Origin of the sequence: Actinobacillus porcitonsillarum, assembly GCF_003101015.1 — a bacterium.
GTDB lineage: Bacteria > Pseudomonadota > Gammaproteobacteria > Enterobacterales > Pasteurellaceae > Haemophilus_A > Haemophilus_A porcitonsillarum.
Map to the genome: position 1 here is coordinate 1,324,186 of NZ_CP029206.1, position 13,745 is coordinate 1,337,930.

Genomic DNA, 13,745 nt, shown 5'->3' on the forward strand with positions numbered 1-13,745 from the left:
TATTACTCAATTTGGGGCAATTCCACCATTGGCCAGCGTGGTTTTACGCTGACACTTAAATCGCTTCTTTCGCCGTGTTTTAAACGTACAAAACCGGCATAAGCAATCATTGCACCGTTATCGGTACAAAACTGTGGGCGGGGGTAATATACTTCGCCTTTTAAGTTCTTCATCATAGTCGCAAGATCTGCTCGAAGCTGCTTATTGGCACTCACACCGCCCGCCATCACTAAGCGTTTATAACCGGTTTGTTGTAAAGCACGTTTGCATTTAATAATAATCGTATCCACAACGGCTTGTTGGAAAGCGTGAGCAATATCGCAACGTGTTTGTTCATCTAACTGACCATTTTCATCTAAGTTTGCGTTAATCGTATTTGCAGCAAAAGTTTTTAACCCCGAAAAGCTAAAATCTAACCCCGGTCGATCAGTCATCGGGCGAGGAAAAACAAAACGATTTGGCGTGCCTTTTTCGGCAAGTTTAGAAACAGCTACGCCGGCAGGGTAGTCTAAGCCAAGTAATTTCCCTGTTTTATCAAAAGCTTCGCCTGCCGCATCATCAATGGATTCGCCGAGTAATTCATATTGCCCAACGCCTTCAACTTTAACCAGTTGCGTGTGTCCGCCCGAAATCAGCAAGGCAACAAAAGGAAATTCAGGTGGATTTTCTTCTAACATCGGTGCAAGTAAATGCCCCTCCATATGATGAACGCCAAGAGCAGGTTTATCCCACGCATAGGCTAATGAACGGGCGATAGTTGAACCAACCAATAATGCACCAACTAATCCCGGTCCGGCAGTATAAGCCACACCGTCAATATCACAAGCGGTCAAATTTGCATCTTTTAATGCAGCTTGAATAAGGGGCAACGTCTTGCGTATATGATCGCGAGAAGCTAATTCAGGAACAACACCGCCATAATCCGCATGCATATCTATTTGGCTATAAAGTTGATTTGCGATTAAGCCTTGTTCTTCATCATAAATCGCAACGCCGGTTTCATCGCAAGAGGTTTCGATACCTAAAATTTTCATGTTTTATGATTAGATTAAATATGAAACCACGGATAGCAAAATAACAACGGTTGTTATCCGATATCCGTGGTATAAATTAGAACGAAAACAATGACTAATTAGAATTGTTCGCTATATTCAGGTTTAGTAATTGTTGGGAACTCTTTATTTTTATTTGCTTCGATCATTGAAGCAACTTTTTCAGCAGAATCATTTAACCCCATTTTCTCAAACGCTTTTTGCATATAAGGTAATGCTTCTAAAGTTGGTTTGTTATCAGGGTAGAAATTCATCATTTCTTCTACACGGTTAGCCACAGCAACATAAGCTTCACGCTCGTCATAGAATTTTACAATTTGTAATTCATGTTCGGCTAGACGATTTTTTAAGTAAACCATCCATTGTTGTGCTTCTGGTACGTATTTACTGTTTGGAAACTCTTTTACAATAGTTTGGAAGCTACCGTATGCATTACGTACAGAATCTGTTGAACGTGATGAACGATTTACACCAAAGAAATCTTGAATAAAGTTATCGCCTAAGCGAGCATTAGATAATGCCGCTAGATAGAATACGTAATCCATTTGTGGGCTGTTTGGATAAGCACGAACAAAACGTTCAGCAATATCTAATGCTTTGTAGTATTCGCCAATTTTATATTGTGCATAGATAAGGCTTAATTGGGTTTGTTCGCCAAATTGACTTTGTTGCCCACCTTTTGTTCCAACCGCATCTAAGTAACGGATAGCAGAGTTATAATCTCCGTCTTGTAAATAAGTTTGCCCTTTGCTGTAAAGATCTTGAGCAGAAGCTTCTTCAAGTTCTTTATTTGCATTACTTGAACAGCCTACAACGAGAAGTCCGGCTAAGATCAAGGAAGCAAGAGAAGTAAATTTACGCATAATGAATTACCTTTATAGATAAAAAAGTGTCTATGATCAAAAGTTAATGTACAATAGTCATATTGACTCATGGCACTTTGTTAAGTTCATACGAATTGCCCTTATTTTATAGTACGCTCATAAATAAGCAACAGACAAATTGGAATTTATAGTTAATGACGCAACAAATTACTTTAACTGCTGAGGTTTCAGCAGATTTATTGGGAGCAAGATTAGATCAAGCACTTGCTCAATTATTTCCCGATTACTCACGTTCTCGCTTAAAAGTATGGATTGAAAATGATCAGGTTTGGGTAAACGGTAAGATCGTGAATAAAGCCCGAGAAAAAGTTTTCGGTGGAGAATTAATTGAAGTTCAAGCGGAAGTGGAAGAAGAAGTCCGTTTTGAACCGCAAAATATTCCGTTAAATATCGTGTATGAAGATGATGATATTATCGTCATCAATAAACCTAAAGATTTAGTGGTACATCCAGGAGCAGGAAACCCGGACGGTACAGTGTTAAACGCTTTACTATATCATTACCCACCGATTGCTGAAGTTCCTCGAGCAGGGATTGTGCATCGTCTAGATAAAGATACTACGGGGTTAATGGTCGTGGCAAAAAACATTCCGGCACAAACCCATCTGGTTACTGCATTACAAAAACGCCAGATTACTCGTGAATATGAAGCGATTGCTAGTGGCATTATGACGCAAGGCGGTAAAGTCGATGAGCCGATGGCTCGTCACCCAACGAAACGTACGGCAATGGCAGTACATCCAATGGGAAAACCTGCGGTTACGCATTACCGAATTATGGAGCGTTTTAGAAACTATACTCGCTTGCGCCTACGTTTAGAAACGGGGCGTACACACCAAATTCGTGTCCATATGGCACACATTGCTCACCCGTTATTAGGTGATCAGCTTTATGGAGGGCGACCTCGTCCACCAAAAGGGGCTAGCGAAGCGTTTTTAGCGGTATTAAGAGGTTTCCAGCGTCAGGCATTACACGCAACAATGCTGCGTCTTGAGCACCCGATTACCGGTGAATTGATGGAATGGCATGCGCCATTACCTGATGATTTTGTTGAGTTAGTTGAGGCTTTAAAAGCGGATTATGAGCTTTATAAAGATCAACTCGATTATTAAAATCACATTTTCTTCTCGTTAAATAGCAGAAATTATGCTATTTTAGCGAACAATTTTTTCTATCCTGCTTGTTACATGTTGTTACATGGAATGGTAGTGGTAGGAAATTTAACGATTTTATTTTAACTTATTGATTTAAGGAGCTTTTATGCAACAAGGTAGCGGTTTAGAGATGTTAGTCATTCTTGCAGTGTTCGGTATCATTTTCTATTTTATGATTTATCGTCCACAAGCAAAACGCCAAAAAGAACAGCGTGAATTACTTTCTAATCTTGCAAAAGGCGATGAAATCCTCACAAGTGGTGGCTTAATCGGTAGAATTACAAAAGTCAGTGCTGAAAGTGAGAATGTTGTAATGGCATTAAATGACAATAATGAAGTCATGATTTCTCGTAATTTCGTTGTCGCAAAATTACCAAAAGGGACAATGAAAGCATTAAAAGATCAGCAATAATTTCATATTCATATATGATGCCTACTGGAACAATTCAGTGGGCATTTTTTACTCAATGGGAGAATTAGTGTGTTAAATCGTTTCCCGTTATGGAAGAACTTGATGATTATCTTTGTGGTACTCATCGGCAGTTTATATGCTCTTCCTAACTTATATGGCGAAGATCCATCGGTTCAAGTTTCAGGAACTCGTGGTCAACAAGCTACCACAGAAACTCTTGCTCAAGTACATAATGCGCTTGACGCATTAAATATCAAACCAAAATCCAGTGTATTGGAAAATGGCTCTATTTTGGTTCGTTTAGAAAAAGATGAACAACAACTTCCGGCAAAAGAAAAAATTGCAGAAGTGTTGGGCGATAAATATTCTGTTGCATTAAACCTTGCGCCGGCAACACCAACATGGCTAACAGATATTGGCGGCAGCCCAATGAAACGTGGTCTGGATTTGCGTGGTGGTGTTCGCTTCTTAATGGAAGTGGACATGAAAACGGCAATGGAAAAACAGCAAGAAAGCTTGCAAGATGCTTTACGTTTAGAATTACGTAAAGAAAAAATTCAGTATAAAGCGGTTAAAAAAGGCGAAAATTTTGCAACGATCATCGAATTTGCGGATAGTGATGCAGCAGATAAAGCGGTTCGTTATGTAAAACGTATGCATACAACGCTTGAAGCAAGCTATAACTCGCCAACTGAAGTGACATTTGCACTTTCAGCAACAGGTTTATCGACAACTCGCGATACAGCCATTGAGCAAAACTTATCGATTTTACGTAAACGTGTTGAAGAGTTAGGCGTATCTGAACCGACTATTCAACGTCAAGGTGCTGATCGTATCGTAGTTGAACTACCTGGGGTACAAGATACTGCTCGAGCAAAAGAACTACTTGGGGCAACAGCAACGCTTGAATTCCGTTTAGTGAATGAAAGTGTGAATGCTGAGGCGGCTGCTCGTGGTATTGTTCCTGCCGATTCGGAATTACAACATACCCGTGATGAACGTCCGGTTGTGTTAAAACGTAAACCGGCTTTAGGTGGTGAGCATATTATTGATGCGAGTGCAGGTAAAGATGAAAGAGGTTTGCCACAGGTAAGTATCAAGCTAGATCGTGAAGGTGGCGATCAAATGGCGGATATGACAAAAGCCGCAGTGGGTAAAGCAATGGCAACACTTTATAGTGAGTTTAAAGATTCAGGTCGCCGTGATGCAAACGGTAAAGTAATTCTTGAAAAACGTACTGAAGTGATTAACGTTGCTACCGTAAACTCACGTTTAGGAAGCCAGTTCCAAATTACTGGGATTAACTCAGCGGCTGAAGCACAAAACCTTGCAGTATTATTACGCTCAGGTGCATTAATTGCGCCAATCGTTATCGTTGAAGAGCGTACAGTTGGTGCATCTCTTGGGGCGGATAACGTTCAAAAAGGGATGGAAGCAGGGATGTATGGTTTAGTATTAACCATTATCTTCTGTTTAGTTTACTACAAAATGTTCGGTATCTTTGCGTCTGTTGCTTTAACCGTTAATATGATTTTAACCGTAGGCTTAATGTCATTGATTGGCGCAACATTAACCATGCCGGGGATTGCCGGTATTGTACTTGCCGTAGGGATGTCTGTGGATGCGAACGTATTGATTTATGAGCGTATCAAAGAAGAACTACGTAATGGACGTTCAGTGCAACAAGCGATTAGTGAAGGTTATAACGGAGCATTTACCTCAATTTTTGACTCGAACTTGACAACGATACTGACTTCATTAGTCCTTTATGCAGTAGGAACTGGTCCGGTTAAAGGCTTTGCGGTAACACTTGCATTAGGTGTTATGATTTCAATGTTCACAGCGATTACCGGAACACGTATGCTTGTAAACTGGGTATATGGCGGTAATAAACGTGTGAAAAAACTTTGGATTTAAGGTGGCATAAATGGCAACAATTCAAAAAGAAAAAGATGCTTCGGAGATTAAACTACCCTATAAGCTGATTCCATTTATGAAATACCGTTATGTGGGATTTGTTTTTTCTCTCATCCTTACGGCGCTTTGTATTTTTTCAATTGCAACGAAAGGATTTAACTGGGGATTAGATTTCACGGGTGGTACGGTAATTGAAACGAGTTTCTCTCAACCTGCAGATTTAGAGAAAGTGCGCTCAACCTTAGAGAAAAATGGTTATGGAAGTGCACTCGTTCAAACAACGGGTAGTCAAAAAGATATCATGATCCGCTTACCGGCATCAGCAGGCGATAAAGATCTGGGTAATAAGATTATGAATATGGTTCATCAAGATCTTGATGCCGGTGCAACGATCAAAAGCGTGGAATTCGTAGGACCAAACGTAGGTGAAGAACTTACTCAAGGTGCGATCTATGCGACCTTGGCAACTCTGGGTATGTTACTACTTTATGTAGGAACACGCTTTGAGGTGAGAATGGCATTCGGCGGTATCTTAGCGCTTTTCCACGATGTAATGGTAACATTGGGCGTATTCTCATTTTTACAAATTGAGATTGACTTAACCTTTGTGGCTGCGATTCTATCGGTGGTAGGTTACTCGTTAAATGACTCTATTGTTGTGTTTGACCGTGTAAGGGAAAACTTCAGTAAAATTCGCCGAGTAAGCTCCATTGAAGTTATTGATATTTCATTAAGCCAAACCTTATCAAGAACATTAATGACCTCAATTACTACGCTTTTTGTGGTCGCAGCGTTATATTGGTTTGGTGGTCCGACAATTCATAACTTCTCATTAGCGTTATTGATTGGTATCGGTTTTGGTACTTACTCATCAATCTATATCGCTATTGGTGTCGCACTTCAATTAGGTTTAGATAGAGAACATATGAATAAACCTGTTGTTGAAAAAGAAGGTGCGAATACGGAATCATTTATTGATTACTAAAATTAGTTATTGATTATAATCTATGCAATGGTTATAATCTCCACATTAAAAGGGCAAGAATTTTCTTGCCCTTTGTCGTTTTTTATTTTGGTAGTGAGATTGGCTCTCATTTTTTATCTAAGTTTATTTAAGTTCAGGAGAACAAATATGTTACAAAAATCGATCATTGATAAACTCAATGAACAGATTAACTTAGAATTCTATTCTTCTAACGTTTATCTACAAATGTCTGCTTGGTGTTCAAAAAATGGTTTTGCAGGCGCAGCGGAATTTTTATTACGCCACGCAGATGAAGAACTAGAGCATATGCAAAAGTTGTTTGATTATGTTTGTGAAACAGGTGCAATGCCACTTTTAGGTAAAATTGAAGCACCTTGCAAAGAGTATGCCTCATTAAAAGAGTTATTTGATATTGTTTTTGAACACGAAAAATTTGTTACCTCAAAAATCAATGAATTAGTTGAAGTGACTTTTGCCGCTAAAGATTATTCAACCTTTAATTTCTTACAATGGTATGTTGCTGAACAGCACGAAGAAGAGAAATTATTTGGCGAGATTCTCGATAAATTTGTGGTTGCAGGCGAAACCGGTAAATCACTTTACTTCATCGATAAAGATTTAGAAACCTTAGATCAACAAGGAGCGGCATAATGTTATCGCAAAATATCATCAAATATTTAAATGATCAGCTTAATTTAGAATTTTACTCGTCAAATGTTTATCTGCAAATGTCTGCTTGGGCGGATAACAACGGTTTTGCCGGTGCTGCGAAATTCTTAAAAGCGCACGCAATGGAAGAAATGGAGCATATGCGCCGCCTATTTACTTATTTAAATGAAACAGGCGCATTAGCGGAAATTTATGCGATTGAAGCACCTCAAGCAGAGTACAACTCTCTAAAATCGCTATTTGAGATTGTGTTAGAACACGAAAAGCACGTTACGGCTAAAATTAATGAGCTTGTGGGTGTTTCGTTTGAAGCAAAAGATTATTCAACGTTTAATTTCTTACAATGGTACGTGGCAGAACAGCACGAAGAAGAGTATTTATTTAATTCGATTTTAGATAAATTCAAACTTCTTGGCGAAGATGGCAAAGCGTTATACTATATTGATAAGGATTTAGAAAAAATGGCGGCGAGCCACTAATTTTAAATCGCTTTGAAGGAATCAAGCGGTCTAATTTCTCTTATTTTTTGCAAATGAGGGCATAAATTAGACCGCTTTTCTTTCTAATGCATCGCAAACGTTTGCTTAAGTTGTTTCATTTATGTAAAATTTGCCCCTATTTTGTTTTCTTAGAGGTTCTTATGTCTTTATTTAAATTTGAAGAACGTGGCACTAATTCTCGCCAAGAAATTGTTGCGGGTTTAACCACTTTCTTAGCAATGGTTTATTCCATTATTGTTGTACCTGGAATGTTAAGCCAAGCAGGATTTCCGGCTGAATCAGTTTTTATCGCAACTTGTTTGGTTTCAGGCTTAGGTTCAATTCTGATTGGCTTATGGGCTAATGTACCAATGGCAATTGGTAGCGCCATTTCCTTAACAGCTTTTACTGCATTTAGCTTAGTACTAGGGCAAGGTATTTCTATTCCTGTTGCGCTTGGTGCAATTTTCTTAATGGGGGCGGTGTTTACCCTTATTTCTGTAACCGGTATTCGTGCTTGGATTTTACGTAATCTACCTTCAAGCATTGCTCACGGGGCAGGTATTGGGATTGGTTTGTTCTTATTACTAATTGCAGCAACCAATGTGAAATTAGTGATTAACAGTGGCATTGCTATTCCAGTAAAAATGGGCGATTTTACCTCTTTCCCTGTGATTATGTCATTGCTTGGCTTAGCGGCAATTATTGGGCTTGAAAAATTAAAAGTAAAAGGCTCTATTTTATGGGTAATTATTGCCATCACGATTATTGGTTTAATTTTTGACCAAGATGTGAAATATGCCGGTTTCTTCAAAATGCCAAGTTTTGGTGAGCAATCGCTTTTCCTCCAATTAGACATTATGGGCGCACTAAATACAGCGATTTTACCGGTAGTATTTGCGTTAGTAATGACAGCGATTTTTGATGCGACAGGCACTATTCGTGCCGTTGCAGGGCAAGCTAACTTACTCGATAAAGACGGACAAATTATCAATGGCGGACGAGCTTTAACTTCAGACTCATTAGGTTCAGTATTCTCAGGATTATTTGGTACAGCACCGGCAGCGGTTTATATTGAATCTGCTGCAGGTACAGCCGTTGGCGGTAAAACAGGTTTAACCTCTGTGGTTGTGGGTATTGGCTTCTTGCTTATGCTTTTTTTCCAACCATTAGCATTTTTAGTACCAAGTTATGCGACAGCACCGGCATTGATGTACGTAGGTTTATTGATGTTAAGCAATGTATCGAAATTAGATTTTGATGATTTCGTAGGCGCAATGGCAGGGCTTGTGTGTGCGGTATTTATTGTTTTAACTGCAAATATTGTAACCGGTATCATGCTTGGCTTTGCAAGTTTAGTGATTGGTCGAGTTATTTCAGGCGAATTTAAAAAGCTAAATATCGGAACAGTCATTATTGCAATCATTTTAGTCGCATTCTATGCGTTTGAATTGGCGATTTAATTGAATATAAATAACGGCTACTTTCGTAGCCGTTTCTTTTTTATTTTCCTTTCACATCAATAATCAATACTTCAGATTGAGAGCCTAATCGCATTGGAATTCCCCAAAACCCATAGCCTGACGTAACAAAAAAGTGTCCGTTTTCGATTTTTTCATAGCCGTAATCTAGTCGGTACATTAATGAAGTAACAATATTCGCAGGGAATATTTGCCCTTTATGGGTATGCCCGGAAACCTGAATATCTATCGGTAATTTTGAATGTTCTTCAATTTGTGTTGGGCGATGATCTAATAAAAAGGTCGGTAGCCTTGTATTAACGTCTTTTAAAAGCTGTTCTGCGCTAGGGCGGTTTTTTACTAAATCATCATTACGACCAATAATAGTAAATTTTCCTTCAATTTCGACCGCTTGATCCCATAAAACTTGAATACCGGCTTTGCGGATCTCATCGGCAATATCTTTTTGCGAACCTAAAAAGTCGTGATTGCCAAGGGTGGCATAAACACCTAAAGGCGCTTTTAGTTTTGATAGATGCGGTTGCATTTGTTCGGCGGTATAAACTTGGGTATTGTCATCCATAATATCGCCAGGGAGTAAAATTAAATCGACTTTTTCACGATTGAAAATATCCGCAAGAGTATCGAGCTGTTTATTGCCAAAGAATTTACCTAAGTGTAAATCGCTTACGACACCGATGCGAAGAGGCGAAATGGGTTTATCCAGCGTAATTTGGTAATGAATAACTTTAGGCACATAAGCATTATAAATCGTTAAAGCCATAAAACCGGCGAGCACAGGTAAATAAGCTATTTTTAACCATTTATTTAGCCGATCCACAGGAATGATGAGTTTCCCAAAGGTGTAAATCAGCATTGTTCCTAATCGAACAAAAAAGATAAACATCAAAAAAGCGAGAAGGAACGCAACAAGGCGAAAGCTCTGAAACGTTTTAAAAAATTGCAGAAAAATCAGCCCATTGGCAACTAAATAGCTGGTAAGTGTTACGATCTTACGTTTTTTGTCGGATAAATTGCCTAACCAGCCTATCGTTCGAGAGAAGTTAAGAACTAATAATTGCAGCGTAATAAATGCAATGGCAAAAGTAATATAGTGGCGATATTCCAAAAGATTTCCCTTATATTTGATTTACAAGTAAAAAAGCCCAACCAAAGGCTGGGCTTTTAAGTATAGCAAATACAATTCTGAGGGGGAATAATGCTTTAGAGGGTTACTTCTCTAGCTTTTGACGAATTGCGTTTGCTAATTCTGTGCTGACTTTTTCAAATTGAGCCATTTGTCTTTCTACGATTTCAGGAACAGTAACGCCTGATAAACCTGCTGCAAAGTTACCTGCTAAGCGATCTTTTTCTTCTGCTGTGAATAAGTTATAAAGAGCAGCAGGCTGTGAGTAGTAATCTTCATCGTACTCACGGAAGTTAAAGTGTGCAGCTTCACGCTCAATTTGTAATGGTAATTGATCGTGGGTTGGTACATAAGTGTCAAAACGGTTCGGCGAGTAGTTAGGGTGGTTGCCACCGTTTGCATCAATACGCATTGCACCATCACGGTGAGTCGTGTGATATGGGCATTTTGGTGCATTTACAGGGATTTGGTGGTGGTTTACACCTAAACGGTAACGCTGTGCATCTTGGTAAGAGAACAGACGACCTTGTAACATACGGTCTGGCGAGAAGCCGATTCCCGGAACGATGTTAGATGGTGCAAATGCCGCTTGTTCTACTTCTGCGAAGTAGTTTTGTGGATTGCGGTTTAACTCTAATACACCCACTTCGATCACTGGGTAATCTGAGTGTGGCCATACTTTAGTTAAGTCAAAGGCATAATTATGTTTGTGAGCATCTGCTTCTGGCATAATTTGTACTTGAACAGTCCAACGAGGGAATTCGCCACGCTCAATCGCTTCGTATAAATCTTGTTGGCTAGATTCACGATTTTCGCCCACTACTTTAGCCGCTTCTTCGTTAGTGAAGAATTTGTGACCTTGTTGTGTTTTGAAGTGGAATTTCACCCAGAAACGCTCGTTGTTTGCGTTTACAAAGCTATAAGTGTGGCTACCGTAACCGTTCATATGACGTAAGCTTGCTGGAATACCACGATCTGAGAATAATGTCATAATTTGGTGCATTGATTCAGGGTGACGTGACCAGAAATCCCAAGCCGCATTTGCATCACGTAAGTTTGTTTGTGGGTTACGTTTTTGTGTATGGATAAAATCTGGGAATTTTAATGGATCTCGGATAAAGAATACTGGTGTATTGTTACCCACTAAGTCCCAGTTACCTTGTTCTGTATAGAATTTTAAGGAGAAACCACGTACATCACGCTCTGCATCGGCTGCCCCACGCTCACCAGCAACCGTTGAGAAACGTAATAATACTTCAGTTTGTGCACCCGGTTTAAATACCGCAGCTTTAGTATATTTAGTAATATCTGCAGTCACAGTGAATGTACCGTAAGCCGCTGAACCTTTAGCGTGAACCACACGCTCAGGAATACGCTCACGAGCAAAGTGTGCTAATTTCTCTTGGAACCATACGTCTTGTAAAAGAAGTGGACCACGTGGACCCGCAGACATTGTGTTGTCATTATCAACAACTGGTGCACCTGCTGCCGTTGTTAAAGTTTTTGAGCCATGATCAAAAGGGCATTTTTGAGACATTTTAAGTTTCCTTATTTTAATAGGTTTTGACGTTTTATTTATTGTTATTGATTGTTAAAAATTTGTAAAACTATCAAATCAATAAACCAAAACTAATAATAACTTAAAATGGATTGGTGAATTCTATGTTAAAACCCTTCATTTGGATATGAAGGGCGAGAATTAGACTATTTTAATCTTGCAAAACCTTGTTCAAGATCGGCAATAAGATCTTCCACAGCCTCTAAACCGATGTTCAGACGAATTAAGGTACCTGTTAATTTACGTTCAATTGCAGGACGAATGCGAGCAATTTCTTCCGGCTGATTAGCCAAAATCAACGACTCGAATCCCCCCCAAGAGTATGCCATAGTGAAGATTTTAAAATGGTCTAGGAAATTAGAGAGTTGCTCATCGGTTAATTTTTCGTAAAGTTCGAAAGAAAAAACACCGCTTGCGCCTTTAAAATCCCGTTTAAAGAATTCGTGACCTAAGCAGCTTGGTAGTGCCGGGTGGTAAACCGCTTTTACTTCAGGGCGTTGAGCCAGCCAGTTCGCAATGGTTATGCCGCTTTTTTCTTGCTCTTTTAAGCGAATGCCAAGAGTTCGAATACCTCGGGCGGTCATATAAGCAGAATCGGCATCAACCATTTGCCCCATTAAATAAGAACGCTCACGAAGCTGATCCCAACAACGAGCGTTTGAAACCGCTGTGCCGATCATCACATCAGAATGTCCAACAAGATATTTTGTGCCGGCTTGAATAGAAATATCAATACCAAATTCAAGGGCTGGGAAAAGAACTCCTGCCGCCCAAGTATTATCAATCATAATAACAATTTCAGGATTAATTTCTCGAGCAACACGTACCAACGTTGGAATATCCGGTACTTCTAGGGTAAGTGAACTCGGGCTTTCTAAAAAGAGGATTTTGGTCTTTGGCTGAATAAGAGAGCGGATACCTTCGCCAATCATCGGATCATAATAAGTCGTACTGATACCAAGATTTTTCAGAATAACGTTACAAAAATCTTGTGTCGGCTCGTAGGCTGCGCCCGTCATTAAAATATGATCGCCTTGTGATACAAAGGCTAAAATCGCATTGGTTACAGCTGCCGCACCGCAAGGGTAGAGGTAACAGCCGGCGCCACCTTCTAATTCACACATCGCATCTTGTAATGCGAAATGGGTTAGCGTACCTCGTCTGCCATAAAATAATTCGCCTTTGTAACGGTTTCTTGTGGCGTGTTTTTTATCGGCAACGGTGTTAAACACTAATGAAGAGGCGCGTTGGACAACAGGATTAACCGAGCCTTGGGTATAACGTGATTTTCGCCCTGCGTGAACAAGAGTTGTTTCGAGAGTTTTGTTGTGATTTGACATATTTCTTTTGCTATTGTGTAATATCAACTTTTTGCAATATTTGACCGCTCGAGGTTATCTAAAAACAGAGCGGTATTGCGGTCTGCTTTTTTTAAATTGGCTAATAAGCACTAAAACGAAAAAGAGGCTAAATAGACCAAAGGCTAAAATTAACCATTGTGGCATTCCCCAACCTAACATTTCCCATTGGCTTTGGCTACAATTTACCGGACCGGGTGCAAAGATACTCGGGAACCATTGGTCAAACGGCATGGTTTGAGGGAAATCGGGTTTAAATTCACATTGGTTCCAAGGGGATGGGTTAAGTTGGTAATCGGTATGTTTTATGGCTAAGAGTAATCCCTTAATCGCACTAAATCCCCATAAGGCGAGAGCAATCCAACGGAAAAAGGCGAAGCGAGGGGCAATAGCGCCGAGTAATCCGGCTATGACCAACCCAAAAATCGCAAGGCGTTCATAAACGCACATGACACAGGGTTGAAGTCCCATTCCGTGTTGAAAATATAGGCCTGTTGCTTCTAACACAAAGGCAACAAAAGCAAGAAAGAGCCAAGCTGTTCGGCTTAGAGAAAGGTTTTTAAAGAATGTGAGCATAGTGTCCCCTTTTCATTGATTTAAGCCATTGTAGCAATTCTTATTCAGAGGGGAAAGTACAAAAAACAATTAGGCGGATAAAACCGCCTAATAT

General features: G+C 39.7%; 13 protein-coding genes. 7 read left to right on the plus strand and 6 right to left on the minus strand.

Annotated features, from left to right (window positions below; genetic code table 11):
• Window positions 1–2: 2 nt before the first annotated feature.
• Both tsaD and DDU33_RS06460 read right to left on the minus strand, forming a co-directional pair.
• Entirely contained in the window at window positions 3–1,034 is a 1,032-nt protein-coding gene (tsaD, locus tag DDU33_RS06455; protein WP_108923868.1) for a tRNA (adenosine(37)-N6)-threonylcarbamoyltransferase complex transferase subunit TsaD, read from the minus strand.
• A 98-nt stretch (window positions 1,035–1,132) separates the two neighbouring features.
• Window positions 1,133–1,915, minus strand: a complete 783-nt coding sequence (locus DDU33_RS06460; protein WP_108923870.1) for an outer membrane protein assembly factor BamD — start codon at window positions 1,913–1,915, stop codon at window positions 1,133–1,135.
• Window positions 1,916–2,070: 155 nt separating this feature from the next.
• On the opposite strand from DDU33_RS06460, the gene rluD reads away from it, so the two are divergent.
• The 7 genes from rluD to DDU33_RS06495 all read left to right on the plus strand — a co-directional run bounded on the left by rluD (window position 2,071) and on the right by DDU33_RS06495 (window position 9,015).
• Window positions 2,071–3,048 carry a 23S rRNA pseudouridine(1911/1915/1917) synthase RluD gene (rluD, locus tag DDU33_RS06465; RefSeq protein WP_108923872.1) on the plus strand — a complete coding sequence of 326 codons (978 nt, stop codon included), beginning with the start codon at window positions 2,071–2,073 and terminating at the stop codon, window positions 3,046–3,048.
• A gap of 148 nt (window positions 3,049–3,196) precedes the next feature.
• Window positions 3,197–3,502, plus strand: coding sequence for a preprotein translocase subunit YajC (gene yajC, locus DDU33_RS06470; RefSeq protein ID WP_005818666.1), 306 nt, complete (start codon window positions 3,197–3,199; stop codon window positions 3,500–3,502).
• Between the two features lie 69 nt (window positions 3,503–3,571).
• The gene (gene secD / locus DDU33_RS06475) at window positions 3,572–5,419 is read left to right on the plus strand and encodes a protein translocase subunit SecD (protein WP_108923874.1); all 1,848 of its coding nucleotides are present in this window, start codon (window positions 3,572–3,574) and stop codon (window positions 5,417–5,419) included.
• 10 nt (window positions 5,420–5,429) lie between these two features.
• A complete protein-coding gene (gene secF / locus DDU33_RS06480; RefSeq protein WP_108923876.1) occupies window positions 5,430–6,404 on the plus strand; it encodes a protein translocase subunit SecF in 975 nt (324 codons plus the stop codon).
• 147 nt (window positions 6,405–6,551) lie between these two features.
• Window positions 6,552–7,055, plus strand: a complete 504-nt coding sequence (ftnA, locus tag DDU33_RS06485) for a non-heme ferritin (protein ID WP_005824540.1) — start codon at window positions 6,552–6,554, stop codon at window positions 7,053–7,055.
• Window positions 7,055–7,552 (plus strand): non-heme ferritin, encoded by a 498-nt coding sequence (ftnA, locus tag DDU33_RS06490; RefSeq protein WP_108923878.1) that lies wholly within the window; start codon window positions 7,055–7,057, stop codon window positions 7,550–7,552. Before ftnA (DDU33_RS06485) ends, ftnA (DDU33_RS06490) begins: the two co-directional genes overlap by 1 nt.
• A 161-nt stretch (window positions 7,553–7,713) precedes the next feature.
• Entirely contained in the window at window positions 7,714–9,015 is a 1,302-nt protein-coding gene (locus tag DDU33_RS06495) for an NCS2 family permease (protein WP_108923880.1), read from the plus strand.
• Between the two features lie 40 nt (window positions 9,016–9,055).
• On the opposite strand, the gene DDU33_RS06500 is transcribed toward DDU33_RS06495, so the two are convergent.
• The 4 genes from DDU33_RS06500 to dsbB all read right to left on the minus strand — a co-directional run bounded on the left by DDU33_RS06500 (window position 9,056) and on the right by dsbB (window position 13,651).
• Window positions 9,056–10,141: a metallophosphoesterase gene (locus DDU33_RS06500; RefSeq protein WP_108923882.1), complete on the minus strand. Its 1,086-nt coding sequence runs from the start codon at window positions 10,139–10,141 to the stop codon at window positions 9,056–9,058.
• Window positions 10,142–10,244: 103 nt separating this feature from the next.
• Window positions 10,245–11,696, minus strand: coding sequence for a catalase (locus DDU33_RS06505; RefSeq protein ID WP_108923884.1), 1,452 nt, complete (start codon window positions 11,694–11,696; stop codon window positions 10,245–10,247).
• A 167-nt stretch (window positions 11,697–11,863) separates the two neighbouring features.
• Window positions 11,864–13,057: a cystathionine beta-lyase gene (gene metC, locus DDU33_RS06510; RefSeq protein WP_108923886.1), complete on the minus strand. Its 1,194-nt coding sequence runs from the start codon at window positions 13,055–13,057 to the stop codon at window positions 11,864–11,866.
• Between the two features lie 54 nt (window positions 13,058–13,111).
• A complete protein-coding gene (gene dsbB / locus DDU33_RS06515; RefSeq protein ID WP_108923888.1) occupies window positions 13,112–13,651 on the minus strand; it encodes a disulfide bond formation protein DsbB in 540 nt (179 codons plus the stop codon).
• Window positions 13,652–13,745 lie beyond the last annotated feature (94 nt).

Coding starts and splice junctions, on each gene's coding strand:
- DDU33_RS06495 (WP_108923880.1), top strand. CDS start 7,714: ATGTCTTTATTTAAATTTGAAGAACGTGGCACTAATTCTCGCCAAGAA.
- ftnA (WP_005824540.1), top strand. CDS start 6,552: ATGTTACAAAAATCGATCATTGATAAACTCAATGAACAGATTAACTTA.
- DDU33_RS06505 (WP_108923884.1), bottom strand. CDS start 11,696: ATGTCTCAAAAATGCCCTTTTGATCATGGCTCAAAAACTTTAACAACG.
- DDU33_RS06460 (WP_108923870.1), bottom strand. CDS start 1,915: ATGCGTAAATTTACTTCTCTTGCTTCCTTGATCTTAGCCGGACTTCTC.
- metC (WP_108923886.1), bottom strand. CDS start 13,057: ATGTCAAATCACAACAAAACTCTCGAAACAACTCTTGTTCACGCAGGG.
- ftnA (WP_108923878.1), top strand. CDS start 7,055: ATGTTATCGCAAAATATCATCAAATATTTAAATGATCAGCTTAATTTA.
- dsbB (WP_108923888.1), bottom strand. CDS start 13,651: ATGCTCACATTCTTTAAAAACCTTTCTCTAAGCCGAACAGCTTGGCTC.
- rluD (WP_108923872.1), top strand. CDS start 2,071: ATGACGCAACAAATTACTTTAACTGCTGAGGTTTCAGCAGATTTATTG.
- yajC (WP_005818666.1), top strand. CDS start 3,197: ATGCAACAAGGTAGCGGTTTAGAGATGTTAGTCATTCTTGCAGTGTTC.
- secF (WP_108923876.1), top strand. CDS start 5,430: ATGGCAACAATTCAAAAAGAAAAAGATGCTTCGGAGATTAAACTACCC.
- tsaD (WP_108923868.1), bottom strand. CDS start 1,034: ATGAAAATTTTAGGTATCGAAACCTCTTGCGATGAAACCGGCGTTGCG.